This is a genomic window from Micromonospora sp. M71_S20 (assembly GCF_003664255.1).
Classification (GTDB): domain Bacteria; phylum Actinomycetota; class Actinomycetes; order Mycobacteriales; family Micromonosporaceae; genus Micromonospora.
The window spans coordinates 1,560,166-1,586,624 of sequence record NZ_RCCV01000001.1 but is presented as its reverse complement, the minus strand read 5'-3'; the positions used below and the strand labels follow the sequence as shown (position 1 = coordinate 1,586,624).

Here is a 26,459-nt window from a genome sequence, read left to right as displayed (position 1 = left end):
CGAGATCGACTCGCATGACCTTCCGCCGTACGGGGTATCTAACCTTCACAACGGAAGGGAGGGTACGACATGGGATACCGACGGAGGGACGCCCGGCCCCGAGTGGCACTGTGGATGCTCGTGGCCCTCGGCGACATCGTCCTGCTGCTCGCCGCCGCCGGCCTGCCGCTGCTGTTCGCGCTGCTCAGCGTCGTCACCGTCACCCTCGCCGGGGTGGGCGTCCGGCGCTTCGCCCGGCGGGGCGCGCTCGCCCGCGAGAACGCGGCGACCGTTCCCGTGGCGGCCCGACGGCGGGCCTGACCCCCGCAGGAGCGGCGTGGCGGCAGCCGGACCAGTTGTCGACCGTACGGTGACAACCGGTCCCGCTGCCGCCAACCGCCTCCCCAGGCGACTCAGGCTCAGGTGTTGTTGGCCAGCGCGATCAGCCGGCTCCGGTCACCGTTCCAGTGGTTGCGGTCGACCCCGCCGCTGATGCCCGCGACGCTGCCCCGGTCGGTGTACTGCCAGAAGCTCCAGAACGGGGCCCCGGCCGGCAGCGCGCCGACCGTGCTCGACCAGCGGGCGATCCAGAGCGGGTGGTTCGCCCACGGGGCCGTCCAACTGCCGGTGCACTGGTTCCACCAGCTCGTGGTGGTGTAGATGACGGCGTAGCGGCCGGTGCGGGAGCGGTAGGTGTTGAGGAAGTCCTGGACCCAGTTCCGCATGCCGGTCGTGCTCAGGCCGTAGCAGTAGCCGCCCGCGTACGGGTTGGCCTCGAGGTCCAACGCGGCCGGGAGGGTGCGGCTGTCGGCCGACCAGGCGCCGCCGTTGGAGGCCAGGTAGTTCGCCTGGACCGCCCCGGAGGAGATGTTGGGCCGGGCGAAGTGGTAGGCCCCGCGGATGACGCCGGCGTTGTAGGCGGCCACGTAGTTCGTGTTGAATCTCGGATCCTTGTAGCTGGTGCCCTCGGTCGCCTTGATGAAGGCGAACTGGATGCCCGCGTTGCGGACGCTGGTCCAGTTGATGGCGCCCTGGTAGTGGGAAACGTCGATGCCGGGAGTGGTGGCGGCGGACGCCGGGGCCGCGGTCGCGACGAGCCCCGCCGCCGCGGTGGCGAGGGCCGCGAGGGTGGCGGCCAGCAGCCGCCGCAGGGATGTTCCGGTACGGGTCATGGATGCCTCCAAGGACGCCGGACTTAATAGACGTTCATCTTTGGAGGTAAGTGCCTCGAATGGCAAGGGGAGCTAAGGAAATCTTCAGGAACGGTGGAAGCCGACCACCCGGACGGGCGCGGGTCTCCGCCTCAGCGCAGCGTGGCCGGGTCGACGCGCCAGCGGATCGGCTCGGTCACGCGGAGTTCCTCGCCCGGTTTGGCGACCTGTTCCTCGACGTAGTGCGTGCCGTCGAGCCGGTGCAGCCGCAGCGAGTGGCCGGCGCCGTCCTGCTCGACCAGCAGGTACCACGGGATCCCGGCGATCGCGTAGAGCTGCATCTTGACCAACCGGTCGGCGGCCGCGTTCCCCGGCGAGACGATCTCGCAGACGAGGACGACCTCGCCCGCCTCGACCACGGTGCCCTCGTCGTCGGTGTCGGCCATCACCACGTCGGGGATGACGATGCGGTCGACACCGAGCCGGACGTTCACCGCCTCGAAGACCGCGAGGGCCCCCGCAGCGTCGTCCAGGCTGTTGGCCAGCAGCCGCGACACCCGCTGGTGTCGCTTGCTCGGGGCAGGGCTCACGATCAGGCTCCCGTCGAGCAACTCGATCCGGTTCGGCGTCTCGCCCATGGCGAGGTACTCGGCCTCGGTCCACAGGCCGATGTGGGGTTCCAGGGGTGCCGCGCTCACCGGCGTCCACCTCCCGCTTCGATCGCCACCAGGTCAGCTTCACACGATACGGACCGACGAGGGCGCAGCGACACAGGTCGGGGCCGGTAGGCTCGCGCCCCATGGTGTCGATCGACGGGCTCGGCGGTCTCTGGGACAAGCTGTTCGCGGCGCAGCCGGACCCGCCGCCCCTGCTGGTGCTGCTGACCGCCGTCGTCGCGCTGGTGGTGGTCAGCACCCGCCTGCCCTGGCGGATCGCCCGCAACGCGATCACCATCGCCCACGAGGGCGGGCACGCGCTGGTCGCCCTGCTCACCGGCCGCCGCCTGCACGGCATCCGGCTGCACTCGGACACCTCGGGCCTCACCCTCTCCGCCGGCCGGCCCACGGGCCCCGGGATGATCCTCACCCTGCTCGCCGGCTACGTCGCCCCGCCGCTGGTCGGGCTGGCCGGCGCGTGGCTGCTCGGCGGCAACCGGATCACCCTGCTGCTCTGGGTCGCCGTGGTGCTGCTGCTGGCCATGCTGGTCATGATCCGCAACGTCTTCGGCGTGCTCTCGCTGCTGGTCACCGGCGGGGTGGTGCTCGCCGTCTCCTGGTACGCCGAACCGCAGGTGCAGGCGGCGTTCGCGTACGCCGGGGTGTGGTTCCTGCTGCTCGGCGGGGTGCGGCCGGTGGTGGAGCTGCAACGGCTGCGCTCGCGGGGGCGGATGCCCGCCTCCGACGCCGACCAGCTCGCCGGCCTCACCCCGCTGCCCGCGTTCTTCTGGGTCACCGTCTTCGCCCTGGTCAACCTGGTCGCCCTCGGCGCCGGCGCGCTGCTGCTGGCCGGCCCGATCCTCACCGAGGCCGGCCTGACGCCCTGACCGGGCAGAATGGGCCCGTGCGATACGTGATCATCGGAGCGGGCGCGGTCGGCGGCACCATCGGCGTACGGCTGGGGCAGGCCGGCCACGACGTGACCCTGGTGGCGCGCGGCGCGCACCTGGACGCGATCCGGCGGCGGGGGTTGACCCTGCGGCGGCCCGACGGCGAGACGACCTGGCGCGGGCCGGCCGCCGACGGGCCGGGCGACCGGCCGCTGCCCGACGACACCGCCCTGGTGCTCACCGTCAAGTCGCAGGACACCGAAGCGGCGCTGGCGGCATGGGCGGACGCGCCCGTGGCCGGCGGCGGTACGGCGGCCGAGCGCCTGCCGCTGTTCACCGCGCAGAACGGGGTCGCCAACGAACGCGCCGCCCTGCGCCTCTTCGCCGACGTGCACGGCGTCTGCGTCTGGCTGCCCGCCACCCACCTGGAGCCGGGCGTGGTGGTGGCCAACGGCCACCCGCACCCCGGCATGCTGCACCTCGGCCGCTACCCGTCCGGTGCGGACGCCACCGACGACGTCGTCGCCGCCGACCTGACCGCCGCCGGCTTCGTCGCCCCGGTGCGCGCCGACGTGCTGCGCTGGAAGTACGGCAAGCTGCTGGCCAACCTCGGCAACGGCCTCCAGGCGCTGCTCGGCCGGGACGTCCCCGACGACCTACGGCAGCGGGTCCGGGCCGAGGGGACCGCCGTGCTCGCCGCGACCGGAATCGCGCACACCACGCCCGAGGAGGAGAAGGCCGAGCGGGGTGACCTCGTCGACCACCGGCCGGTCGACGGCGAGGAGCGGGCCGGCGGTTCCACCTGGCAGAGCCTGGCCCGGGGAGCGGGCTCGGCCGAGACCGACCACCTCAACGGCGAGATCGCGCTGCTCGGCCGGCTGCACGGCGTACCGACCCCGGCGAACACCGCCGTCCAGCTCGCGGTGCGCCGCGCGCTGCGCGGGCGGATCCCGGCCGGCGGGTTCGACGCGACCGAGCTGGCGAAAATGATCGGCTGACCGGGCAACCGGCGGCACCGCCGGGCGCGTGTCCCCTGCGACCGTCACGGGGAGGTAGCAGGTGCCGGACGTCGACGGGTTCGACGAGTTCTACCGGGGCAGCCGGCAACGGCTGCTCGGCTACGTCTACGCGCTCACCGGCGATCTCGCCGAGGCGCAGGACGCCGTGCAGGAGGCGTACATCCGGGCCTGGCAGCGCTGGTCGACGGTGAGCGCGTACGAGGAGCCGGAGGCGTGGGTGCGGGTGGTGGCGAGCCGGATCGCGGTGAGCCGGTGGCGCAGCCTGCGCAGCCGGGCCCGCGCCTACCTGCGGCACGGCGCCAACGAGAGCGTGCCCGGCCCGGACACCGCCACCGTCGAGGTGGTCACCGCCCTGCGCCGACTCCCCGAGGAGCAGCGCACCGCGATCGCCCTCTACTACCTGGTCGGCATGCCGGTCGCGGAGGTGGCCCGGCAGACGGCCACCCCGGTGGGCACCGTCAAGGCCCGACTCTTCCGGGGGCGTGCCGCGCTCGCCGGGCTGCTCGCCGTCTCTGACCTGGAGGAGGCCGCCGATGCGTGACGAGATGACGTTCGTCGAACAGGTGCACCGGGACCTGCGCGACGTCCGCTGGCCGGAGCCGGCGGAGATCCGCGCGCGGGCCCGCAGGCGCAGCAGGCGTACGGCGGTGCTGGCGGCGGTCGCGGTGCTCGTTGTCGCCTCCGCCTCCGCCGTGGCGGTCGGGGACCGGTCCGGGCAGCGGGGGCTGTCCCCGGCGGCGTCCCCACCGCGGCCGGCGGCGCCGGCGGCCCGGGTCGAGATCCCCCCGGCGGCCCTGCTGCAACAGGACGACCTGACGGCGCGCAGTGGTCTGCAACTCAGCGAGGCCGGCCTGGGCGGGACCGTCGACGTGGGCACGGCCCTGGGCCGGTGCGCCGCCAGGCGCGAGAGCGGCGTGTCGGCGCAGGAGACCTGGGTGAGCCGGTCCCAGACGGTGCTGCGACCCGCGACCGGCGGGGGGCGGCTCGGCGACGTCCTGGTCGTCCAGGACCTGCACCGGATGCGGGGCGACGGGGCCGCACGGTTCCTCGACGGACTGCGCCGGCAACTCACCGTCTGCCGGGAGTGGCGGGAGCTGCGGTCGATCGAGTGGGGCGGCGAGTCCGTCACCGTCGAGGACGTGCACCGCTGGGACGTGCCACGCCGCGACTTCGCCGGTGACGAGTCCCTGCTGCTGCGCCACTCCGTCTCCGCGACCCTCGATCCGGTCGACGGGCGGGCGCCCGGCCGCCCGTCCGTGCCGGACGCGACAGTGGTGGTGCGGGTCGGCGACCTGGTGAGCGTGCTGATCCTGGAACCGACCGCCGAGGCCGACCTGGTCCGTCTGGCCGGGCTGGCCGCGCGGCGCATGTGCGCCGCCGCCAACCCGTCCTGCTGACCGCCCCACGGTCGATCGCCCGCCCGTCCCCCGGCCCGCACGACGTCAGGGCAGCCGTGGCCCGCCACGGCCGGCAGGGGGCACCGCGCGGGGGCGCGGCGGGACGGGCGTCACAGCGGGATGTTGCCGTGCTTCTTCGGCGGCAGGGTCTCGCGCTTGGTGCGCAGCACCCGCAGCGCGCGGACGATCTGGGCCCGCGTCTCGTGCGGCGGGATGACGCTGTCCACGTAGCCGCGCTCCGCCGCGATGTACGGGTTGGCGAGGGTGTCCTCGTACTCGGCGATCTTCTCGGCCCGCACGGCTGCCGGGTCCTCGGCGGCGGCCAGCTCCGAGCGGTAGAGGATGTTCACCGCGCCCTGCGCGCCCATCACCGCGATCTGCGCGGTCGGCCAGGCGAAGTTCAGGTCCGCGCCGAGGTGCTTGGAGCCCATCACGTCGTACGCCCCGCCGTACGCCTTGCGGGTGATCACGGTGACCTTCGGGACGGTGGCCTCGGCGTACGCGTAGATGAGCTTCGCGCCCCGGCGGATGATGCCGTCCCACTCCTGGCCGGTGCCGGGCAGGAACCCGGGGACGTCCACGAAGGTCAGCACCGGGATGTTGAACGCGTCGCAGGTGCGCACGAACCGGGCGGCCTTCTCCGAGGCGGCGATGTCCAGGGTGCCGGCGAAGTGCATCGGCTGGTTGGCGACCACGCCGACCGGCCGGCCCTCGACCCGGCCGTAGCCGACGACCATGTTCTGCGCGTAGAGGGGCTGGACCTCCAGGAACTCGCCGTCGTCGAGGACGTGCTCGATCACCCGGTGCATGTCGTACGGCTGGTTCGCCGAGTCGGGGATCAGCGTGTCCAGCTCCCGGTCCTCCTCGGTCACGTCGAGGTCGGCGGGCGCGTCGAAGACCACCGGCTCGTCCAGGTTGTTCGACGGCAGGTACGACAGCAGCGCCTTGACGTAGTCGATCGCGTCCTGCTCGTCCGTGGCGAGGTAGTGCGCGTTGCCGCTGCGCGCGTTGTGCGTACGGGCGCCGCCCAGCTCCTCCATGCCCACGTCCTCGCCGGTGACCGTCTTGATGACGTCCGGGCCGGTGATGAACATGTGCGAGGTCTGGTCGACCATCACGGTGAAGTCCGTGACCGCCGGGGAGTAGACCGCGCCGCCGGCGCACGGGCCCATGATCAGGGAGATCTGCGGGATGACGCCGCTGGCCCGCACGTTGCGGAAGAAGATCTCGCCGTAGAGGCCGAGCGAGGCGACACCCTCCTGGATGCGCGCGCCCCCGGAGTCGTTGATCCCGACGACCGGGCAGCCGATCTTCATGGCCAGGTCCATGACCTTGACGATCTTCTCGCCGAAGACCTCGCCGAGGGAGCCGCCGAAGACGGTGAAGTCCTGGGCGAAGACGCAGACCTGCCGGCCGTCGATGGTGCCGTAGCCGGTGATGACGCCGTCGCCGTACGGGCGGGTCCTCGCCAGCCCGAAGTTGGTGGACCGGTGCCGGGCCAGCTCGTCCAGCTCGACGAAGGAACCCTCGTCGAGCAGCATCTCGATCCGCTCGCGGGCGGTCTTCTTGCCCCTCGCGTGCTGCTTCTCGACCGCGCGCGCCGACCCGGCGTGCACCGCCTCGTCGACCCGCCGCTCCAGGTCGGCCAGCTTGCCCGCGGTGCTGTGGATGTTGATCCCGGTCTCGGTAGTCACCCTGGGAATATAACGATGGTTCAGGCCGCCGCCGCTGTGCAGTTCGCCTCAGCCCGACCGCGACGCCCCCGGTCGGCCGGACGGGGGCGGCCGTAGGCTGACGGGATGCCGGGCTCGCCGTACACCGATCTGGACCGCCCGCCGCTGTCGGCGGCGCGGCTGCGGCGGGCGCTGGTCGCCCCGAACGGGCCCTGGACCCGGCTGGAGCTGCGCGTCGAGACCGGCTCGACCAACGCGGACGTCGCCGAGGCCGCCCGGGCCGGCGAGCCCGAGGGCCTGGTGGTGGTCGCGGAGCGGCAGACCGCCGGGCGCGGCCGGCGCGGCCGGGCCTGGCAGTCGCCGGCCCGGGCCGGCATCGCCACCAGCGTGCTGCTCCGCCCCGGGGAGGCCGTCGCCGACCGTGGCTGGCCGGCCGCACCCCAGACGGGGTACGGCTGGCTGCCGCTGCTCGCCGGCGTCGCCCTGGTCGAGGCGGTGACCCGGCTGGCCGAGCTGGACGCGGGCCTGAAGTGGCCGAACGACCTGCTCGTCGGCGACGCGAAGTGCGCCGGCATCCTCGCCGAGGCGGTGCCGGGATCCTCGCCGGCCCGGCCGCCCGCGATCGTGCTCGGTGTCGGCCTCAACGTCACGCTGCGCGCCGACGAGCTGCCGGAGAATCCGACGGGACTGCCGGCGACCTCCCTGCAACTGGCCGGCGCGGCGGCCACCGACCGGGACCCGCTGCTGCGGGCCCTGCTGCGCGGGATCGCCGAGTGGTACGGCGAGTGGCGTGCGGCCGGCGGGGACGCGGTCGCCAGCGGCCTGCGCGACGCCTACCTGGCGAGCTGCGCGACGATCGACCGGCAGGTACGCGTGCTGCTGCCCGGCGGCGACGAGGTGACCGGCACCGCGACCGGCGTGGACGCCGACGGCCAGCTCCTGGTCGCCACCCCCACCGGCACCCGTGCCCTCGCCGCCGGCGACGTCCTGCACCTCCGCTGAACGGCGACTCCCGCCGCGCGGCTGATCCCCCGGCGTGAGGGGAGCGGTTACGGTCAGCGCGTCCGTTTCTGCGAGGAGGTTCCCGTGGCGTTCCCCGATGACGTGCTCACCGAGGACGAGCACGTCGTGCTGCACCTGCACCCGCACTGGAAGGCGCTGATCCGGCCGGTCGCGGTGCTCGTGCTCGCCGTCGCGGCGGTGGTGGCCGGTCTGGTCCTGCTGCCGTCCGGCGGGGGCGGCTCGATCGCGCTCGCCGTCATCGGCGGCCTGGCCCTGCTGGCGGTGCTGTGGCTGGCGCTCTGGCCGTTCCTGGTCTGGCGGAGCACCCACTACCTCTTCACCAACGAGCGGGTGCTGCTCCAGCAGGGGGTGCTCTCGCGCGACCGGCGGGACATCCCGCTGACCCGGATCAACGACCACGCCATGAACCAGCGGTTCGTGGAGCGCCTGCTCGGCTGCGGGACGCTGACCATCGAGTCCGCCGGCGAGCGCGGCCAGTCCGTCCTGCACGACGTGCCGGGGGTCGGCCAGGTCCAGACCAGGCTCTACGAACTGGTGGAGGCCCACCACGACAAGCACTCCCTCGGCGACGGCGAGATGCGCGACATCCTGGCGGACCTGCACGAGGGCAAGTCGCTGCGCGACCCCACCGCCTGAACCGGCCCGGCCTGACCGGTGTGGCCCGAAGCGGGCCGGAACCGGTCAGGCCGGGGCGGCGGGTGGGTCAGCGGCGCGGCGGACGGCGGGTGGTGGCCTGGAGTTCGGCGGCCAGTTCCGCTTCCAGCTCCCGGTCGAGGGCGCCGCCGAGGCCGGCGTCGAGCGGGACGGGGCGCCCCTGGACGGGGGCCGCCGCCGACGCGGGTTCGGGGCCGGGCGCGACGCGTGGGCCACGGCGCGCGGCGCCGGGTGGAGGTTCGGACTCCTCCAGCTCGGAGATCGACTCCGCCAACTCGGCCACCGGGTCCATCTCGGCCATGGTGTCCCACTCGTCGCGCGGGATGCTGTGCCACGTCTCGGCCGCGTGGGCCGGCGCCGGTTGGAAGACGAACGTCCGGTAGGACCAGAAGCGGAACAGCGTCGCGAGCAGCACGCCACCGGTCTTGGCCACGTTGAGGGCCAGCAGGCTGGTCAGGCCCAGCCCGTACTTGGCGGCGGCCAGGACGCCCAACTCGATGAGCAGGCCCGCACCGTTGAAGAGGAAGAAGAGGACGTACTCGCGCCGCATGGCCGATTTGGGGCGATCACGGTACGTCCAGTGACGATTCATCAGATAAGACGTGATCGTCGCCACCACGGTCGCGATGACCGTCGCCTTAAGTTGACCGTCCACGAAAACGGTCAGTGCGAGCACATTGAACACGGCGTAATTGATTACGGTGTTGACGCCGCCGACGATTCCGAACTTGAGCGCCTCGTGGATGAACTTCTGCCAGCGCTCAGGCAGCAGACGGACAAGACGCATGCGGAACACCTTAGGGCAGTGGGCGGGGCCGGCAGGCTCCGGCCGGGACGAAGGTGGGCGGTAGGTCACGCCCGGTGGTCTCGGTCGTGCTTCTCTTCCGGAACGGACGGGGTTCCCGCTTCGACGAAGACGAACCGTCGGTAGGACCAGAACCGGAACAGCGTCCCGAGCCCGGTCCCGACGATGAAGCTGGCGACGTTGTCGGCCAGCGGGGTCTGGAACACCTCCGGCCAGATGCTGCCCAGTCCGTAGCGGCTGATCGCCAGGCAGGCCACGGCGATCCCCAGGCCGACGCCGTTGAAGAAGAAGAACAGCGCGTACTCGCGGGCCGGGTGGGAGCGCTTGCGGTGGCGCCACGTCCAGAACCGGTTGCCGACGAACGCGACGGACGCCGCGATCACCGTCGAGATGGTCTTCGCGGTGACCTGCTCGACACCCCGCACGCTCGTCAGGTAGTTGAAGAGCGCGAAGTCGATCAGGAAGGCGATGCCGCCCACGGTGGCGAACTTGCTCAACTCGCGGACCAGGTGACCGAAACGGTCCACCAGCGAGCGGACCAGACCCGGGCGGGTCTGCGAGGAGCCTGGCTCCCCGGTCATCGTCGCGGCCACGACGCGAGCCTACCGGCTGGGGTCATCCCGCACGGGTAGCAACGGCGGACCGCTCGCCCGGGTGTGCGCCTGTGGACAGAGCGTAACGGGACCGGGCGTCCTCCGGGGCGGTTCGCGGGTTCCGCCGCCGGGGACGCGGCCCGGCCCGGCCCGTGACGGGTTCCCCACAGGATTTGCGTGAAACTGCTCGTGAAAGCGGGTATTAGCTCGTGATGCCGCAGCGTGCCCGTACCTTGTGCAGTTCTTCACAACCAGTCCCACTGACTGGTGACCTCGCCCGGTTTACGCTGAGGCCAATCCCAGGTTTCCACGAAGGCGACGCATCGCGCCGTCAAGACTCGTGCATCCCATAGATCGGTCAGCGTCGACCACCAAGGAGATGTGTCATGGTTGCTCCGGCTACCGTTCGGGGTATCGATCAGGCCCCGACGTCCCACCCGAAACTGCTCGCCTGGGTCCGTGAGGTCGCTGAACTGACCACCCCCGACCGCGTCGTCTGGGTGGACGGGTCCGACGAGGAGTGGCGCCGCCTCACCGACGAGCTGGTCGAGGCCGGCACCCTGATCCGGCTCAACCCCGAGAAGAAGCCCAACTCGTTCTACGCGCGGACCGACCCGACGGACGTCGCCCGGGTCGAGGAGCGCACCTTCATCTGCTCCGTCGACGAGGCGGACGCCGGCCCCACCAACAACTGGATGGCGCCGGCCGAGATGAAGCGGACGATGACGGAGCTGTACCGCGGTTGCATGCGCGGGCGCACCATGTACGTCATCCCGTTCTGCATGGGCCCGGTCGAGGCCGAGAGCCCCATGTTCGGCGTCGAGATCACCGACAGCCCGTACGTGGTCGCCTCCATGCGCATCATGACCCGGATGGGCGCCAAGGTCCTGGAGGCCATGGGCGACGACGCGGACTTCGTCCACGCGCTGCACTCCATCGGCGCCCCGCTCGCCCCCGGCCAGCAGGACGTGGCGTGGCCGTGCAACGAGACGAAGTACATCTCGCACTTCCCGGAGACCCGGGAGATCTGGTCCTTCGGCTCCGGCTACGGCGGCAACTCGCTGCTCGGCAAGAAGTGCTACTCGCTGCGCATCGCCAGCGTGATGGGCCGCGACGAGGGCTGGCTCGCCGAGCACATGCTCATCCTCAAGATCACCTCGCCCGAGGGCAAGGTCTACCACGTCGCCGGGGCCTTCCCGTCGGCCTGCGGCAAGACCAACCTGGCCATGCTGGAGCCGACCGTCCCGGGCTGGAAGGTCGAGACCATCGGCGACGACATCGCCTGGATGCGCTTCGGCCCGGACGGCCGCCTCTACGCGGTCAATCCCGAGTACGGCCTCTTCGGCGTCGCGCCCGGCACCGACTGGAAGACCAACGCCAACGCGATGCGGACGCTGGACCGCGGCAACTCCATCTTCACCAACGTCGCCCTCACCGACGACGGGGACATCTGGTGGGAGGGCATGGGCGACCCGCCGGCGCACCTGGTCGACTGGAAGGGCAACGACTGGACGCCGGAGAGCGACAGCCTCTCCTCGCACGCGAACAGCCGGTTCTGCACCCCGATCACCCAGTGCCCGATCCTGGCCGAGGACTACTTCGACCCGAACGGCGTGCCGATCGACGCGATCCTCTTCGGCGGTCGCCGCCGCGACACCATCCCGCTGGTGACCGAGGCCCGCGACTGGGTGCACGGCGTCTACATGGGCGCGACGCTCTCCTCGGAGACCACCGCCGCCGCCTCCGGCGCGGTCGGCGTCGTCCGGCGCGACCCGATGGCGATGCTCCCGTTCATCGGCTACCACGCCGGCGACTACTTCCGGCACTGGATCGAGATGGGCAAGGGCACCGACGGCGACGAGTCCAAGCTGCCGAAGATCTACTACGTCAACTGGTTCCGCAAGGACCCGGAGGGCAACTTCCTCTGGCCCGGCTTCGGCGAGAACTCCCGGGTGCTCAAGTGGATCATCGAGCGGATCGAGGGGCGCGCCGAGGCGGTGGAGACGCCGATCGGCATGGTCCCGGCCCAGGACGCGCTCGACGTCGAGGGCCTCGACATGACCCCGGAGGACGTCCGGATCGCGCTGAAGGTCGACCCGGAGGAGTGGCGCAAGGAGCTCCCGATGGTCACCGAGTGGTTCGAGAAGTTCGGCGACAAGCTGCCGGGCGTGCTCTGGGCGGAGCTGGACGCGCTGCGTGCCCGGCTCGACGCGGCGCCGCAGCGCTGAGACAGGTGTGACAGACGCCCCGACCGGGCATCATCGGATCCCATGAGGACGGCCGCCGCGACCGAGGTCCGGCGGCCGTCCGCCGTCCGGGCACTGACCGCACTGCTCGCGCTGACCGCGGCGGCCACCGTCGTGGTCGAGCTGCTCAACTGGTGGTACGCCCCGGAGCAGGGCTTCGGGCTGGCGGTGCGGACGGGCTGGGCGATGCTCCGTTCGCTCGGTTTCCTGCTGCTGATCGGGCACGTCCGTCGGGGCCGGACCGTGGCCCGGCCGTTCGGGCTGATCCTGGCGGTGACCACGGTCTTCGCGATCGGCCGGCTGATCGTGCCCCGGCAGGGGGTGCCGCCGCTGCCGGGGCTGCTCGGGTTCGCCCTGCTCACCGTGCTCTGCACCGCCGTGGTCTGGCTGCTCTACCGCTCGCCCGCGGTGTCCGGGCACCTGGTCCGCCACCGGCCCCGCCTGGTCATCGACCGGGAGGGCATCTCCTGGCGGGAGACCCCGCCCCGCCGGCCGGAGGTCAGCGGTTGGCTGCTCACCAGCCGGGTCGCGGCGTTCACCTACAGCCCGCTCATGCTGGTCCCGGCGCTGGTCGCCGGCGGCGCGGTGCTGGACGACCGGCTCGCCGCCGTGCCCGCCGTGCTGCTCTGGTTCGCCGCCGGGATCGTGACCAGCTACGCGGTGCTCTTCTGCACCGCCTTCCTCATGCGCGGCAAGGGCTGGGCGCGCACGCTGCTGGTGGCCGTCACCGCGATCGTGCTCGCCGTCGACCTGCCGCTGTGCTGGTGGCTGCTCGGCCCGGACGGGCTGGTCCGCGACGGCGGCCCGCTGGTGGCCGCCGCCGCACTGACGATCTACGGCCTCTGGCGCGCCACCCGCGCCGAACGCGCCGCTCGGCCGGCGTAGGGCCCTGCTGGTCACCCGGCACGGGGTGGGCTGGCCGACGTGCCGGGCGGGTTTCGAGGCGGTGGGCGCCTCCGGCGGCAGGATGGCCACAGGAGCCGGACCGGCGGTGGGAGGCGACGCAGTGGACGACGAGTCCGTGGGCGACGAGTTCGACGTGGTGGTGGTGGGGGCCGGTCCGGCAGGGTCGGCCGCCGCGCTGGCCGCCCGGCGGGCGGGGGCGAGCGTGCTGCTGCTGGACCGGTCCGACTTCCCGAGGGACAAGGCGTGCGGGGACGGCATCGCCGCGCACGCGCTGGACGTGCTGGCCGAGCTGGGGGTGCCCGACGCGGTGGCCGGGTACGCGCCACTGCCGGCGCTGCGGCTGGTCGGTCCGGGCGGCGGCGCCGTGGCCCGGGCGCTGCCCCGGCCGGCGTACACCGTGCCCCGGATGGTCTTCGACGCCCGGCTGGTGGCGGCGGCGGTCGCGGCCGGCGCGCGGCTGCGCCGGCACGCGGTGCGGCACGTCGAGGTCCGGGCGGACCGGGTGGTGCTCGACGGCGCGCTGGCGGCGCGGGCGGTGGTCGGCGCGGACGGCGCCGGGTCCGTGGTCCGGCGGGCGCTCGGGCACCGGCCGAATCCCGACCGGCACCTGGCGCTCGCCATCCGGGGGTACGCCCCGGCGCTGCCCGGCCCGCCCGAACAGCTCATCGTCACCTCGGCGCCGCGCTGGCCGGCGTACGCCTGGTCGTTCCCGATCGGGGACGGTCGGGCGAACGTCGGGTACGGGGAGGTGCTGCGGGGCGAGCCGCTGACCCGGGCGCACCTGGTCGACCGGCTCGGCGCGCTGCTGCCCGGCACGGACCCGGCCACGGTCACCGACCTGCGGGCCCACCACCTGCCGCTGTCGACGCACCGGCCCGCTCCCGGGCGCGGCCGGCTGCTGCTCGCCGGCGACGCGCTCTCCCTGATCAACCCGTTCACCGGCGAGGGCATCTTCTACGCGCTGCTCTCCGGCGCGCTCGCCGGGGCGGCGGCCGCCGGCACGCCCGAGCAGGCCGCTCGGCGGTACGCGGCGACGCTGCGCCGACGCCTCGGGACCCACCTGCGGCACAGCTCGCTGGCGGCATGGCTGGCCCGGCGCCGCCGGGTGGTCGACGCGGCGGTCCGCGCGGCGGATCGGGACGACCGCGTCTACCGGACGGTGGTGGAGCTGGGGCTGGGCGACGGGCGGCTCGACGCCCGCACGCTGGGCATGATCGGCATCGGTCTGTCGGCGCGGGAGCGGACTCCGAGGCGGTGATCCGGCGCGCAGGTCGCTACGCTGCAGGGTGATGACTCTGCGGGACCTGATCTATTCCGTGTACGAGCGTCGCCTCACGGCGAAGCTCGCGGGCAAGCCGGTGCCCCGGCACGTCGGCGTGATGTGCGACGGCAACCGCAGGTGGGCCCGGGAGATGGGCTACGTCGACCCGAACGACGGCCACCGGATGGGCGCCGTCAAGATCAAGCACATGCTGGGCTGGTGCAACCAGGCCGGCATCGGGCACGTGACGCTCTACCTCCTGGCCACCGACAACCTGCGCCGACCGGCCAAGGAACTCGACCCGCTGCTCCAGATCATCGAGGATCTGGTGGTCGAGCTGGCCGAGGAGGGCAATCCCTGGCGGCTGCGGATGGTCGGCGCGCTCGACCTGCTCCCGGCCTCGACCGCCGCCGCGCTGAAGGCCGCCGAGGAACGCACCCGGGACCGCAGCGGCGGGACCGAGGTCAACATCGCGGTCGGCTACGGCGGCCGGCGGGAGATCACCGACGCGGTGCGGTCGCTGCTGCTGGAGTACGCCGCCACCGGCGGCACCCTCGAGGAACTGGCCGAGGTGCTGGACGTCGAGCACATCGCCGAACACCTCTACACCCGGGGCCAGCCCGATCCCGACCTGGTCATCCGCACCAGCGGCGAGCAGCGCCTCTCCGGCTTCATGCTGTGGCAGTCGGCGCACTCGGAGTTCTACTTCTGCGAACTCAACTGGCCGGAGTTCCGGCACATCGACTTCCTGCGCGCCCTGCGTTCTTACGCCAACCGCCAGCGCCGCTACGGCGCCTGACCGACCCGGAACGCCTCGCCGGACCGGCCGGCCCGAGCGCGTAGCCCGGCCGCTTCCGAGGCCTCGCCGGGCCGGCCGGGCGCGTCGCCCCGGCCCGGCCCGGACGCGTCAGGTGAGGTGCCGGGTGGCGTCGGTGAGGAACGCGCCGAGGGCGGCGGGGGAGTCCAGGGTCAGGTCGGCGGCCTCCGCGACCTCGTGGCCCGTCTCGGGGTTGGCGACGGCGACGCAGACGCCGAAGAAGTGCGGATCGGCGGCGGCCCGGGCCCGCAGCGCGGCGAACGCCTTGATGTCGGAGACATCGTCGCCGAAGTACCAGGCGCCCTCGGCGTCCCGGACGATCTCGTCGATGACCATGCCCTTGTCGCGATCGACCGGGGGCTTGAGCTCCAGCACCATCCGCCCGGCCTGGACCTTGAGCCCGAGCCGCTCGGCCTGGGCCCGGCCCCACCGCTCCACGGACGCGCCGAGCTGCGGCGCGGTGCGCCAGTGCAGCGCCACGGAGAGCCGCTTGTACTCCACCAGCGCGCCCTCGGGCAGCTCGGCCCGGGCCAGGTCGGCCAGCTCCGCCATGGTGGGCACCCAGGGCAGGGCCGCCGGCTCCGTCACGGTCTCGCCGCCGGAGTGGCTGTGCTCCAGGCCGTAGAGCCCGTACAGGTCGACGCCGGCGAGGCCACCGAGGTGGTCGCGGAGGAAGTCGACCGGACGCGCGGAGACGATCGCGATCCGCCGGACGACCGGGGCGAGCGCCTCGATCGCCGCCAGCACCTTCGGGGCGGGACGCACGGCGGTGGGATCGTCGTCGACAGGCGCCAGGGTGCCGTCGAAGTCGAAGAAGAGCACGGTCCCGGCCGCCCTCCCGGCGGTCGTCCGCCAGGCCTGGTCGGCGTCCAACGGGATCCTCGGCTGCTGGTTGCCCAGATTCAACGGCGGCACGCGCGACAGCGTACCCCGGGTGGGGCGGCTCAACCCCCGGCCGAGAGGTGGCCTCCGGCCGGTGCCCCGGGGGCGCGCGGTCGGGGTGCGACGGGCCCGACGGTCAGCGTTCGGCGGCTCCCCGTCCCCGCCGGCCGAACGGCACGACGGCGGCCTCCTGGCCGTGGTTGAGCAGGTAACCCTCGACGAATCCGCTGTTGCGGTCGCCGGTGCGCTCCTCGATCTCCTGCAGCTTGTTGACCAGGAATTCGGTCAGCGCGCTGACCCGGTCGTCGAGCCGGTGGTGCAGCTCGGCGACCACGGCCAGGATCACCGCGGTGCCGGCACAGGTGAGCGCGACGAGGTTGACGAGCAGGGGAAGCTGCCCGCCGTTGACCGCCAGGGTCACCACGTTTCCGGTCACGCCCAGTGTCAGCGACACGGTGGCGATCACGACTGCCATCCACTTCAGGGTCATGGACAGACCCCTCCTTCTGTCCCGCAGGGCTGGGTTCGGCCTTGTCCCGTCCCCCCGCCGACGACGAGCCCAAGCAGTACGAGTACGGACGCTAGCGCGCCCGTTCCGGCCCCGGAGCGAAACGAATGAGTCTGACCTGCCGTTCTTTCGCCATCTGAGGAACTAGCCGGCCTGTTTCCCTCGTTTTCGGACATCGACCGGGAGTGTGGGGCGATACGCGAGATATCTGATGGTTTCCCGGATGTGGAACTTCTCCGCGTCGGAGACGTCGGGGTCCACGAGCCGACGCAGCAGCGCCTCCACGTCCGGGTCCATCGGCGGTGGGGCCGGGGTGCTGCGTTGGGTGGTCGCCCGTTCCCAGCCCAGCGCGGCGAAGGCGGTCGCCGGGCTGAGGCCGAGGCCCTCGCAGAACGCGACCACGCGCTCGGCCTCCGGGTCGCTCGCCCAGTCGCCCCGGACCCAACGGTTGATGGTCTGACGGGAGACGCCGGTGCGACGGGACACCTCGGTGCCGCTCCACGCCCGGGTGGCCCGGGCCTCGTCGAGCGCCCTCCGGACGAAGGTGGCGAAGGCGATCTTCCGTGCGTTGGCCGTCTCGGTCACTCGGTGACGGTACGACCATCCGTCCACCGGCGCGTGTCCTGGCACGCTGTTGTCACGCGGACGTGACGTAGTTGTCGAGGCGCCGGTAAACGATCCGGCACCGCTCCTGAGGGGTGTCACCTGGGCAGGATAGATGCCCGTAGAGGTCGTCGTAAACGGACGAAAAGCTGATACTGTCACGTCCATGAGACAATCTACGGTGTGTCACGTGCATGAGACGATCAGTGCTCACATGCGTCACGCCCCCGGCGCGAGGGGGGTGTGGTGACCGAGCTAGCCACCCGTGCCCAGGCCTTCGGCCTGATCGCGGAGGGGGTGGCCACGGGCCTGAGCGCGCCATGGCGGCTCTACCTCGCCCGGGGCTGCCGTTACCTGTCACTCAGCGTCGGCGACCGCACCGAGTGGGACGCCTGGCGTACCCACCTCGGCTGCCCCGAGGTCAGCGTCCGCGTGTACGACGCCGGCGGGGAGATCCGCCGCTCCTCGGTGGCCGAGGTCGTCCTGGACGGCTGCCGGATCAGCGTCGAGCTGGTCGAGGAGGTCAGCACCGACGACCTGGACCGGCTTTTGGTCGCCGAGCCCACGTCGACCGAGCCGGAGGAGCGATGACCCGGGACCCGCGGCGCACCGGAGCCGCCGGATGAGCCCCTTCCTCGCCGTCTTCCTCGTCCTCGTCCTCGGCGCCACGAGCTACGCGGCCGGGCGGCTGCACGGTCAGCTCAGCTACCGGATCGGCTACCGGTTCGGCTACCGGCAGGGCTACTTCGACGGCGACCGGGGGGCGTGGAACCGGCGTCGCCGCGACGCCCAGGCCGCCATCGCCTCCGCCCTGGCCGGCCCGTCGCCCGCCGCCACCACCCGGGTCACCGGCACGGTGGTGCGGCCCGGCACCACGTACACCGGCTCGTCGTTCTCGGCGCCGGTCGCCCCGGTCGCCGGGCGGCACCCGACCGGCACCCTGGTCCGGCGGACCGGTTGAACCCCGGTCGACGGGGAGCCCGAGGCCCCGTCGACCGGAACCAGGACGCGGTGCGTCGTCCGCGGCGGACACGCACCGTCGGGACCACGTCAGACCGGTGACGGTGGTCCCACCGGCCGGGATGCGCGCAGGGGGCATGCATCCCGGCCGGTTCCGCCGCCGGCCGAGTTCACCCGCCGGTCCCCGGAGATCCACCTCCGCCCTCTAGCCGACGGGGTCCGACGCGGCTAGCGTCTAGGCATGGCACGGGGTTCTCCCGGGCCAGCCGGTCCGCCCGGATCTGCGACCTCGCGCACGGGGTTCCGCATCCGACCCCGTGTCCCCGGGCACCGGAGGAGGCGGAACACGGGTGGCGGGTGCCCATCCGTCGGAGCAGGCCTGTGACGACTCGCCGTACGCCCGCCGGGACCGACCAGACCCCGGCCGCGACTGCCACGACCCGCCGCGCCACCCGGAGCCGCCGCGGCGCGTCCGCCGCTCCGGTCGACACCGAGGAGCCCCGACCAGCGGGCCAGGCGTTCGTCCTGGACACCTCGGTGCTCCTGTCCGACCCGGCGGCCTTCCACCGCTTCGCCGAGCACGAGGTGGTCCTGCCCCTCGTGGTCATCTCCGAGCTGGAGGGCAAGCGGCACCACCCGGAACTGGGCTGGTTCGCCCGGCAGTCCCTGCGCATGCTGGACGAGCTGCGGGTCCGGCACGGGCGGCTGGACCGCCCGGTGCCCGCCAACGACTCCGGCGGCACGCTGCGGGTGGAGCTCAACCACTCCGACGACGGCGTGCTGCCGCCGGGGTTCCGCACCGACTCGAACGACACCAGGATCCTCTCCGTCGCGCTGAACCTCGCCGCCGAGGGGCGGGAGGTGACCCTGGTCAGCAAGGACATGCCGCTGCGGGTCAAGGCCGCCTCGGTGGGCCTGCGGGCGGACGAGTACCGGCACGGCCAGGCCAGCGACCCCACCTGGACCGGGATGGCCGAACTGGAACTCGCCGAGGAGCAGATCGGCCAGCTCTACGCCGGCGAGGCGCTGGACCTGGACGCCGCCGCCGGGCTGCCCTGCCACACCGGCCTGGTGCTGCACTCGGGCCGGGGCTCCGCGCTGGGCAGGGTGCTGCCCGACAAGACCGTACGGCTGGTCCGTGGCGACCGGGAGGCGTTCGGGCTGCACGGTCGCTCGGCCGAGCAGCGGATCGCGCTCGACCTGCTGCTGGACGAGTCGGTGGGCATCGTCTCCCTGGGCGGACGGGCCGGCACCGGCAAGTCTGCGTTGGCCCTCTGCGCCGGGCTCGAGGCGGTGATGGAGCGCCGCCGGCACAAGAAGGTGATCGTCTTCCGCCCGCTCTACGCCGTCGGCGGCCAGGAGCTGGGCTATCTGCCCGGCTCGGAGTCGGAGAAGATGTCGCCCTGGGCGCAGGCGGTCTTCGACACCCTCGGCGCGGTGGTGCACGAGAACGTGCTGGAGGAGGTCACCTCCCGGGGGCTGCTGGAGGTGCTGCCGCTGACGCACATCCGGGGCCGCAGCCTGCACGACGCCTTCGTGATCGTGGACGAGGCGCAGTCGCTGGAGCGCGGGGTGCTGCTCACGGTGCTCTCCCGGATCGGCCAGGGCTCCCGGGTGGTCCTCACCCACGACGTCGCCCAGCGGGACAACCTCCGCGTCGGCCGGCACGACGGGGTGACCGCGGTGATCGAGGCGCTCAAGGGCCATCCGCTCTTCGCCCACGTCACCCTCAGCCGTTCGGAGCGTTCGCCGATCGCCGCGATGGTGACGGATCTCCTGGAGGACATCCCGCAATGACGCCCTTTCTATAGAGGTTTGTCCGCATTCTCTTTGTGGCGCAGATCACAATAGAGTCTCTTCGTTTCCCATCGGCCTCACCGTGCGCAATGGTGTCCAACGAGCGCCCACGTACCGAGAAGATCGTTGGTGATCGTTCGTCACAGGACGCGCCAGCATCCACCGGGGTACGTCGGCTGCGACCGGCACCGGGTCGGGGCGCTCGCGACGCGGACGCGACCCACCCGGGTTGCCGCCCCGCGCCGTGTCCTTGCACCCGACGAAGGGACCACTTCGTGAGTCGGCTGTGGAGCCGGTTCGGCGCCCGTACGGCCGCTGTCGCGCTGCTCTCCGTGGGCGTCGCTGGCGGTGTCTACCTGGGCGAAGACCGACAGACCCAGCAGCAGGGCCTGACCGCACAGGTCGGCGTCGCTGTCGAGCAGGCCGAGTTCGAGTACCAGCGCGAACGGCAGGCGGCCCAGCAGGTGCAGTCCGCGAAGCAGCGGACCGCCGAGTACCAGGCGAAGCTGCGCGCCGCCGCGGCGGCGAAGGAGGCCGCCAGGCGCGCCCGCGAGGCCGAGGCCGCCGCCGCGTCGCGGAAGAAGGCCCGCGAGGCCGCCGCCAAGGCTGCGGCCGCGAAGGCTGCCGAGAGCAAGCCGTACGAGGGGCCGATCCCGGCGTCCTGCGCCGAGTTCAGCGGCAACCGCGAGGTCGGCTGCGCGCTCATGGTGAAGGCGGGCTTCGGGATGGACCAGTTCCCGTGCCTGAACAAGCTCTGGGACAAGGAGAGCGGCTGGAACCACAAGGCCCGCAACTCCTCGTCCGGGGCGTACGGCATCCCGCAGGCGCTGCCGGGCAGCAAGATGGGCTCCGTCGCCGACGACTGGCAGACCAACCCGGCGACCCAGATCAAGTGGGGCCTCGGCTACATCGAGGGCCGCTACGGTTCGCCCTGCAAGGCCTGGGCCCACTCGCAGGACGTGGGCTGGTACTGATCGACCTCCGACGGCGGGGTGTGTGGGCGTCCACACATCCCGCCCTCGTCGTTCCGGGTACGGATCGCCGCAGAAGTGGCGGCTGCGCCCCACACCTGATAGCTCTTGACGGGTGACCCTGCACCCGGGAAGCGGCGACCCGCACCGGTTCGGCACCGAGGCGTTCTACGCCGCGCTCGGCCGGGCCTTCGTCGCCATGTGCGCGGTGGTGCCGTTCCTCTTCCTCATCGAGGCCCTCGACCAGGGGCTCGCGTTCGGCCTCGACGCCACGGCCGGGATCATCCCGAAGCGCATCGACGGGCTCGACGGGGTCTTCTTCTCGCCGTTCCTGCACCACGGCTTCGACCACCTCTACAGCAACAGCATCCCGCTGATCCTGCTGGGCACCTTCGTGCTCGCCGCCGGCGCCCGCCGCTTCCTCTGGTCGACGCTCGTCATCATCCTGGTCAGCGGGCTGGGGGTGTGGTTCACCGGCTCGTCGACCTCGGTGGTGGTCGGCGCGAGCGGCGTCATCTTCGGCTACCTGGGCATCCTGCTGACCCGGGGCATCGTCGAGCGGAGCTGGTGGAACTTCGCGGTCTTCCTGCTCGTCGGCCTGCTCTACGGCTGGCAGCTGGTCGGCATCCTCCCCACCGACGAGCGGATCTCCTGGCAGGGCCACCTGTTCGGGCTGCTCGGCGGGGTGGTCGCCGCGATCATCTTCCGGCGCCGCCGGGGAGACCTGGGCGGTCCCCACCGCTCGGAGTCCACGCTCACCATGCCCTGAGCGCCGACGCGCCGGTGCCGTGCGGCCCGGTGGGACGTGCTTGCCCGGGTGCGCCGCCGGCCCTACCGTCGAGATCAGCACGCGTTGATCCGTGAGCGGAAAGCGACGGTACGCACATGCGCGAGGTCGATGTCGCGGTGATCGGGGCCGGCCCGGCCGGGCTGTTCGCGGCGTACTACGCCGGATTCCGTGGGCTCTCCGTCGCGGTCGTCGACGCGCTGCCCGAGCCCGGCGGTCAGATCACCGCCATGTACCCGGAGAAGCTGATCCACGACGTGGCCGGCTTCCCGGCGGTCAAGGGGCGGGAGCTGGTGGCCAACCTCGTCGCCCAGGCGGCTCCCTTCGACCCGTGCTACCTGCTCGGCACCCGCGCCGAGAAGCTCTCGTACGCCGACGGGCAGCCGGTGCTCGGTCTCGCCGGCGGCGGGCAGCTGCGGTGCGGGGCGGTGATCGTCACCGGTGGGCTGGGCAGCTTCACGCCCCGCCCGCTGCCGGTGGCGGAGCACTTCGCCGGCGCCGGGATCGTCTACTTCGTACCGCAGCCGACGGAGCTGGCCGACCGGGACGTGCTGATCGTCGGCGGCGGCGACTCCGCCTTCGACTGGGCGTCGACGCTCGAGCCGCTGGCCCGCTCGGTGACCGTGGTGCACCGGCGGGAGAAGTTCCGGGCCCACGCGGCCACCGTCGCCCGGGTGCTGGGGCTGCCGGTGCGCGTGATCGTCAACGCCGAGGTGACCAGGCTGCACGGCGACGGCACGGTCACCGGCGCCGAGATCACCGTACGCGGCGGCGCGGCGGAGCTGCTGCCGGTGGACACGGTGGTGGCCGCCCTCGGCTTCACCGCCGACCTCGGCCCGCTGGCCGAGTGGGGGCTGCGGCTGGACCGCCGGCACATCGTGGTCGACAGCGCGATGGCGACGAACCTGCCCCGGGTCTTCGCGGCGGGCGACATCACCGAGTACCCGGGCAAGGTGCGGCTGATCGCGACCGGTTTCGGCGAGGCCGCCACGGCGGTCAACAACGCGGCGGTGGTCATCGACCCGAGCGCGCACCTGTTCCCCGGACACTCGTCCGACGGCACCTGACGCGCCGGTACCGGATGCTGCCCCGGCCGTGGCCGGATCGAGATCAACGACTGTGATCGTGGGCCGATGAGCGCTCCGCCCCCGCGCCGCGACGGCGCTCCCGCGGCCCTGGCCTGGCTGGGGCACCCCGCGACGGTCGCCGCCCTCGTCCTGCTGGTGACCAACGACCACCTGCTCAAGGCGGCCTTCCCCGGCCCGGTGACCGGCAAGCTCAGCGACATCGCCGGGCTGGTCCTCGCGCCGCCGCTGGTCGCGGTGCTGCTCGCGCTGCTCGCGCCGCGGCTGCCGGCCCGCGCCGCCGCCGGGCTCGGGCTCGGGCTCGTCGCCGCCGGGTTCACCGCGGTCAAGTCCAGCGGGTACGCCGCCGCCGTCGCCTCGGCGGCGTGGAGCGCCGTCAGCGGGCCGTCGCTGGTCCGGGCGGACGGCACCGACCTGTTCGCCCTGCCGGCGCTGGCCCTCGCATGGTGGAGCTGGTCCCGGGCGCGGCGGGAGCCGGTGCGACGGCGCTCCGCCCGGCTGGTCCGGCTGCTGGTGCTGCTGCCGGCGGCGACGCTGGCGGTGGCGGCCACCAGCCCCGTCCACCACCCCGACGCCGTCCGGGCGGCGGTCCTCGACGAACGGTTGGCGGCCGGCATCGGCCACGGCTACGCCGACAAGGTCTTCGACGACAGTCCCGCCTGGCGGGTGAGCGACGACGCGGGGGCGACGTGGCGCGACCCGACGCGGGGCGAGGCCGAGGCGTTGACCGGTGCGAAGGGGCCGGTCGCCGGTTCCCTCAGCCGGGGCTGCTCGACCGCCACGCCGACGCGCTGCTACCGGGTGGTCCCCGGCCGGCTCGCCGTCGAGCAGAGCGACGACGCGGGTCGCAGCTGGCGTCCGGCCTGGGGGGCGACCGAGGCGCAGCGGGCCGTGCTCCGCCGGCAGTACCCGGACCTGGGGCCGCGCGGGGAGCGGATCGCCACGCAGGAGCTGACGGTGCGGGACACCGGCGACGGCCGGCACGTCGTGCTGGTGGCCAACGGCCGGGACGGATTCGCCGTCCGCCGGCCCGACGGGAGCTGGGAGCGGCTCGGCTTCGTCGGATCCGAGGAGGCCGGAGGATATCCGTTCGACGGGCGGCCACCGGCACTCGGCCGGAGCACCCCGGGGGACCGACGCGACGATCCGCTCCTGGCGCTGTTCCTGGGGCTCACGCTGGCCGGGTCGGTGCTCGCCGTGTCCGGTGTGCGGGCGGGGCTGCGGGCCGGCACTGCCCGCTTGCGGCTGACCTGCCTGGCCGCGCTCGGTGTCGCCGCCTGGGCGCTGCTGGCCGTGGTCTGGTCGGGCGCGCTGCTCTTCGCGCAGGCGGGTGTCGTCGCACTGCTCACGGTCCTGCTCGGTGTGCTGCTGCTGGCCGTCCGGACGCCGGCCGAGCCGTCGGGGCGGTGGACGCTGGAGGTGCTGCTGGCCACCGCGCTGGTCCTGGCGCTGGCCGCGCTGCCGCTGGTCGGCTGGCTCTACGGGCGGCCCGCGTACACCCACACGGCGCTGCTGCTCGCCGTGGTGGCCACCGTGCCGGGGCTGCTGCTGGGCTGGCGGGCGGCCCGGCTGGTCACGGCGCCCGCCCACCGGGCCGACCCGCCCTGGCCGGCGGGCCCCGCCGGGCCGCCCCGCTGATCCCGCCGCCGGTGTGTGGCGCGGGGACCGGCCGGACCGCGGCACCCGACACGCACTGGTGGCGCGGCGGCCGGCGTTCCCTGGCCGCCGGGCCTGGTCGGCGACGGTCAGCGGACCGAGGGCCGGGGCGCGGTCGGCGCGAGGGCGGCGACTCCGACCGCGACCAGGGTCAGCGCCGCGCCGAGCAGGGTGACGGGGCCCGGCCGGGAGGCCGCGGTGGGCAGCAGCAGGTCCAGCAGTACGGCGCCGACGATCTGCCCGGCGATGGTGGCCAGACCGAGCAGCAGCACGCCGGTGAACCGGACGATCGCCGCGGCGATCGCGATGAACACGATCCCGATCGGCCCGCCCAGGTAGAGCCACGGCTCGGCCGGCGCGCCGCCCGCCGGCCAGCCCCGGAGCGCGAGGTCGACGGCGAAGGCGACCAGCAGGGCCGCCGTGCCGACGGAGAAGTTGACCAGCGTGGCGGTCAGCGCGCTCCCGGCGGCCATCCGTACCCGGCCGTTGACCGCCTGCTGCCAGGCGATGGCCACCCCGGCGAGCAGCGGCAGCAGGGCCAGCCCGAGGGTGCCCGGGTCGCCGAGCCGGTCGCCGACGGCCAGCAGGACCGCGACCACGGTCAGCGCCGCGCCGGCCAGCCGCCGGCCGGTGACCGGCTGGCGACCGCCCGGGCCGATCCCGGCCCGGTCGACGGCCAGGCTGCTGCCGGACTGGCCGGCGACCACCGCGACGGTGAAGACCGCCACGCCGAGGGTGCCGATGGTCAGGCCCTGGGCGGCGACCAGGAGCGCGCCGCACGCGCCGCCGAGGCACTGCCACGGCCGCAACGTGCCGTCGGCGAGCGCGCCGCGCAGGGCGGCCAGCCCCCGCCGCCCACCCGGGGTGGCGGGGACCAGCACCAGCAGCACCAGCAGGCCCAGCCCGAACGAGACGACCGCGGCGGCGATCCCGTCGGCCAGGCGTACGCCCAACTCGCCGTTGATCCGGGACTGCACGGCCACGGCCAGCCCGGAGGCGGTCGCGAGGCCCACGCCGGTGATCCGGCGGGCCGCCGACGGGGCCGGCGCCAGCGTCCCGGCGACGCTCACTCCTGTTCGGCCAGGGGGCGGCCGTCGAAGTCGACCGCCGAGTAGAGGGCGAGCTTCTCCAGCCGGTGGTACGAGTCGATGACCCGGATGGTGCCGCTCTTCGAGCGCATGACGATCGACTGCGTGTACGCGCCGCCGGCCCGGTAGCGCACGCCCCGCAGCAGGTCGCCGGAGGTGACGCCGGTGGCCACGAAGAAGCAGTTGTCCCCGGTGACGAGGTCGTCGGTCGTGAGCACCCGGTCCAGGTCGTGCCCGGCGGCGAGCGCCTTCTCCCGCTCCTCGGCGTCGCGCGGCCAGAGCTTGGCCTGCATCGCCCCGCCCATGCACTTGAGCGCGCAGGCCGAGATGATGCCCTCGGGGGTGCCGCCGATGCCCATCAGCACGTCGACGTCCGACTCGCCGCGGGCCGCCGCGATGGAACCGGCGATGTCGCCGTCCGAGATGAACCGGATGCCCGCCCCGGTCCGGCGGATCTGCGTGACCAGGTCGTCGTGACGGCTGCGGTCCAGCACGCAGACCGTGACCTCGGAGACGTCCGTGCCCTTGACCTTGGCGATCCGGCGCAGGTTCTCGGCCACCCCGGCGTTGATGTCCACCACGTCGGCGTACGCCGGCCCGACGGCGAGCTTCTCCATGTAGAAGACCGCGCTCGGATCGAACATCGCACCCCGCTCGGAGACGGCGAGCACCGCCACCGCGTTCGGCATGCCCTTGCTCATCAGCGTGGTGCCGTCGACGGGGTCGACGGCGACGTCCACCTCCGGGCCGGTGCCGTCGCCGACGTGCTCGCCGTTGAAGAGCATCGGGGCGTTGTCCTTCTCACCCTCGCCGATCACCACGACGCCCCGCATGGGGATCGAGTTGATCAGCTTGCGCATCGCGTCGACCGCGGCTCCGTCGCCGCCCTCCTTGTCGCCCCGACCGACCCAGCGACCGGCGGCCATCGCCGCGGCCTCGGTGACCCGGACCAGGTCGAGGGCGAGGTTGCGGTCGAGATCCTGTGGGATCCGCGTCCTGGTGTTCGTCATGACGGCTCCTCCTCGCGACGTTGCGGGGCGGCAGGGTGCGGC

General features: G+C 73.2%; 28 protein-coding genes and 1 pseudogene. 18 read left to right on the top strand and 11 right to left on the bottom strand.

Annotated elements, in window-relative coordinates:
* The first annotated feature begins 69 nt into the window (after positions 1–69).
* Positions 70–300: a hypothetical protein gene (locus tag DER29_RS07025; RefSeq protein ID WP_121396608.1), complete on the top strand. Its 231-nt coding sequence runs from the start codon at positions 70–72 to the stop codon at positions 298–300.
* Between the two features lie 98 nt (positions 301–398).
* Here the strand turns inward: DER29_RS07025 and DER29_RS07020 are convergent, their stop codons facing one another.
* Together DER29_RS07020 and DER29_RS07015 are read right to left on the bottom strand one after the other, a co-directional pair.
* Positions 399–1,151: a GH25 family lysozyme gene (locus DER29_RS07020; RefSeq protein ID WP_121396607.1), complete on the bottom strand. Its 753-nt coding sequence runs from the start codon at positions 1,149–1,151 to the stop codon at positions 399–401.
* Positions 1,152–1,282: 131 nt separating this feature from the next.
* Positions 1,283–1,828 (bottom strand): Uma2 family endonuclease, encoded by a 546-nt coding sequence (locus DER29_RS07015; protein WP_233599668.1) that lies wholly within the window; start codon positions 1,826–1,828, stop codon positions 1,283–1,285.
* Between the two features lie 101 nt (positions 1,829–1,929).
* Here DER29_RS07015 and DER29_RS07010 point away from each other — a divergent pair, with 101 nt between their 5' ends.
* From DER29_RS07010 to DER29_RS06995, 4 genes are all read left to right on the top strand, one after another.
* Entirely contained in the window at positions 1,930–2,673 is a 744-nt protein-coding gene (locus tag DER29_RS07010; RefSeq protein WP_121396605.1) for a M50 family metallopeptidase, read from the top strand.
* A gap of 17 nt (positions 2,674–2,690) precedes the next feature.
* Positions 2,691–3,674, top strand: coding sequence for a ketopantoate reductase family protein (locus DER29_RS07005; protein WP_121396604.1), 984 nt, complete (start codon positions 2,691–2,693; stop codon positions 3,672–3,674).
* A 61-nt stretch (positions 3,675–3,735) separates the two neighbouring features.
* Positions 3,736–4,236, top strand: a complete 501-nt coding sequence (locus DER29_RS07000; RefSeq protein ID WP_121396602.1) for an RNA polymerase sigma factor — start codon at positions 3,736–3,738, stop codon at positions 4,234–4,236.
* Positions 4,229–5,092, top strand: a complete 864-nt coding sequence (locus tag DER29_RS06995) for a hypothetical protein (protein WP_121396600.1) — start codon at positions 4,229–4,231, stop codon at positions 5,090–5,092. The genes DER29_RS07000 and DER29_RS06995 overlap by 8 nt, the downstream gene beginning before the upstream one ends.
* Positions 5,093–5,202: 110 nt before the next feature.
* On the opposite strand, the gene DER29_RS06990 is transcribed toward DER29_RS06995, so the two are convergent.
* Positions 5,203–6,786 (bottom strand): acyl-CoA carboxylase subunit beta, encoded by a 1,584-nt coding sequence (locus DER29_RS06990; RefSeq protein WP_121396599.1) that lies wholly within the window; start codon positions 6,784–6,786, stop codon positions 5,203–5,205.
* A gap of 105 nt (positions 6,787–6,891) precedes the next feature.
* Here DER29_RS06990 and DER29_RS06985 point away from each other — a divergent pair, with 105 nt between their 5' ends.
* Together DER29_RS06985 and DER29_RS06980 are read left to right on the top strand one after the other, a co-directional pair.
* Positions 6,892–7,767, top strand: a complete 876-nt coding sequence (locus tag DER29_RS06985; protein WP_121396598.1) for a biotin--[acetyl-CoA-carboxylase] ligase — start codon at positions 6,892–6,894, stop codon at positions 7,765–7,767.
* A gap of 84 nt (positions 7,768–7,851) precedes the next feature.
* On the top strand, positions 7,852–8,424 hold the full coding sequence (locus DER29_RS06980) for a PH domain-containing protein (RefSeq protein ID WP_121396597.1): 573 nt from the start codon (positions 7,852–7,854) through the stop codon (positions 8,422–8,424).
* 67 nt (positions 8,425–8,491) lie between these two features.
* On the opposite strand, the gene DER29_RS06975 is transcribed toward DER29_RS06980, so the two are convergent.
* From DER29_RS06975 to DER29_RS36180, 3 genes and pseudogenes are all read right to left on the bottom strand, one after another.
* Positions 8,492–9,229, bottom strand: a complete 738-nt coding sequence (locus tag DER29_RS06975) for a GtrA family protein (protein ID WP_121396596.1) — start codon at positions 9,227–9,229, stop codon at positions 8,492–8,494.
* Positions 9,230–9,294: 65 nt separating this feature from the next.
* A complete protein-coding gene (locus DER29_RS06970) occupies positions 9,295–9,828 on the bottom strand; it encodes a GtrA family protein (protein ID WP_121399061.1) in 534 nt (177 codons plus the stop codon).
* A gap of 170 nt (positions 9,829–9,998) precedes the next feature.
* A pseudogene (locus DER29_RS36180) lies at positions 9,999–10,089 on the bottom strand (GtrA family protein); the annotation flags it as partial.
* 137 nt (positions 10,090–10,226) lie between these two features.
* Here DER29_RS36180 and DER29_RS06965 point away from each other — a divergent pair.
* From DER29_RS06965 to DER29_RS06950, 4 genes are all read left to right on the top strand, one after another.
* A complete protein-coding gene (locus DER29_RS06965) occupies positions 10,227–12,068 on the top strand; it encodes a phosphoenolpyruvate carboxykinase (GTP) (protein ID WP_121396594.1) in 1,842 nt (613 codons plus the stop codon).
* A gap of 42 nt (positions 12,069–12,110) precedes the next feature.
* Complete coding sequence (locus DER29_RS06960) at positions 12,111–12,971, top strand: hypothetical protein (protein ID WP_121396593.1); 861 nt, start codon at positions 12,111–12,113, stop codon at positions 12,969–12,971.
* An 82-nt stretch (positions 12,972–13,053) separates the two neighbouring features.
* Entirely contained in the window at positions 13,054–14,250 is a 1,197-nt protein-coding gene (locus DER29_RS06955; RefSeq protein WP_121399060.1) for a geranylgeranyl reductase family protein, read from the top strand.
* Positions 14,251–14,281: 31 nt separating this feature from the next.
* Positions 14,282–15,052, top strand: a complete 771-nt coding sequence (locus tag DER29_RS06950) for an isoprenyl transferase (protein ID WP_121396592.1) — start codon at positions 14,282–14,284, stop codon at positions 15,050–15,052.
* A 108-nt stretch (positions 15,053–15,160) separates the two neighbouring features.
* Here DER29_RS06950 and otsB read toward each other — a convergent pair whose 3' ends face one another.
* From otsB to DER29_RS06935, 3 genes are all read right to left on the bottom strand, one after another.
* The gene (gene otsB / locus DER29_RS06945; protein ID WP_121396591.1) at positions 15,161–15,985 is read right to left on the bottom strand and encodes a trehalose-phosphatase; all 825 of its coding nucleotides are present in this window, start codon (positions 15,983–15,985) and stop codon (positions 15,161–15,163) included.
* 103 nt (positions 15,986–16,088) lie between these two features.
* Positions 16,089–16,442, bottom strand: a complete 354-nt coding sequence (locus DER29_RS06940) for a hypothetical protein (RefSeq protein ID WP_121396589.1) — start codon at positions 16,440–16,442, stop codon at positions 16,089–16,091.
* Positions 16,443–16,604: 162 nt separating this feature from the next.
* Positions 16,605–17,045 carry a helix-turn-helix transcriptional regulator gene (locus tag DER29_RS06935; protein ID WP_121396587.1) on the bottom strand — a complete coding sequence of 147 codons (441 nt, stop codon included), beginning with the start codon at positions 17,043–17,045 and terminating at the stop codon, positions 16,605–16,607.
* Between the two features lie 264 nt (positions 17,046–17,309).
* On the opposite strand from DER29_RS06935, the gene DER29_RS06930 reads away from it, so the two are divergent.
* The 7 genes from DER29_RS06930 (at position 17,310) to DER29_RS06900 (ending at position 24,301) form a co-directional block, all read left to right on the top strand.
* Positions 17,310–17,654 carry a hypothetical protein gene (locus DER29_RS06930; RefSeq protein ID WP_121399059.1) on the top strand — a complete coding sequence of 115 codons (345 nt, stop codon included), beginning with the start codon at positions 17,310–17,312 and terminating at the stop codon, positions 17,652–17,654.
* 31 nt (positions 17,655–17,685) lie between these two features.
* Positions 17,686–18,024 (top strand): hypothetical protein, encoded by a 339-nt coding sequence (locus tag DER29_RS06925; RefSeq protein ID WP_121396586.1) that lies wholly within the window; start codon positions 17,686–17,688, stop codon positions 18,022–18,024.
* 380 nt (positions 18,025–18,404) lie between these two features.
* Positions 18,405–19,820 carry a PhoH family protein gene (locus tag DER29_RS06920; protein WP_121396585.1) on the top strand — a complete coding sequence of 472 codons (1,416 nt, stop codon included), beginning with the start codon at positions 18,405–18,407 and terminating at the stop codon, positions 19,818–19,820.
* A gap of 275 nt (positions 19,821–20,095) precedes the next feature.
* Complete coding sequence (locus DER29_RS06915) at positions 20,096–20,794, top strand: lytic transglycosylase domain-containing protein (protein ID WP_121396583.1); 699 nt, start codon at positions 20,096–20,098, stop codon at positions 20,792–20,794.
* A 112-nt stretch (positions 20,795–20,906) separates the two neighbouring features.
* The gene (locus tag DER29_RS06910; protein ID WP_121396582.1) at positions 20,907–21,560 is read left to right on the top strand and encodes a rhomboid family intramembrane serine protease; all 654 of its coding nucleotides are present in this window, start codon (positions 20,907–20,909) and stop codon (positions 21,558–21,560) included.
* A gap of 116 nt (positions 21,561–21,676) precedes the next feature.
* Positions 21,677–22,645 carry an NAD(P)/FAD-dependent oxidoreductase gene (locus DER29_RS06905; protein WP_121396580.1) on the top strand — a complete coding sequence of 323 codons (969 nt, stop codon included), beginning with the start codon at positions 21,677–21,679 and terminating at the stop codon, positions 22,643–22,645.
* A 66-nt stretch (positions 22,646–22,711) separates the two neighbouring features.
* Positions 22,712–24,301 carry a hypothetical protein gene (locus DER29_RS06900; protein ID WP_121396579.1) on the top strand — a complete coding sequence of 530 codons (1,590 nt, stop codon included), beginning with the start codon at positions 22,712–22,714 and terminating at the stop codon, positions 24,299–24,301.
* A gap of 107 nt (positions 24,302–24,408) precedes the next feature.
* On the opposite strand, the gene DER29_RS06895 is transcribed toward DER29_RS06900, so the two are convergent.
* Both DER29_RS06895 and glpX read right to left on the bottom strand, forming a co-directional pair.
* The gene (locus DER29_RS06895) at positions 24,409–25,389 is read right to left on the bottom strand and encodes a DMT family transporter (protein WP_121396577.1); all 981 of its coding nucleotides are present in this window, start codon (positions 25,387–25,389) and stop codon (positions 24,409–24,411) included.
* On the bottom strand, positions 25,386–26,417 hold the full coding sequence (gene glpX, locus DER29_RS06890; RefSeq protein ID WP_121396576.1) for a class II fructose-bisphosphatase: 1,032 nt from the start codon (positions 26,415–26,417) through the stop codon (positions 25,386–25,388). Before glpX ends, DER29_RS06895 begins: the two co-directional genes overlap by 4 nt.
* Positions 26,418–26,459 lie beyond the last annotated feature (42 nt).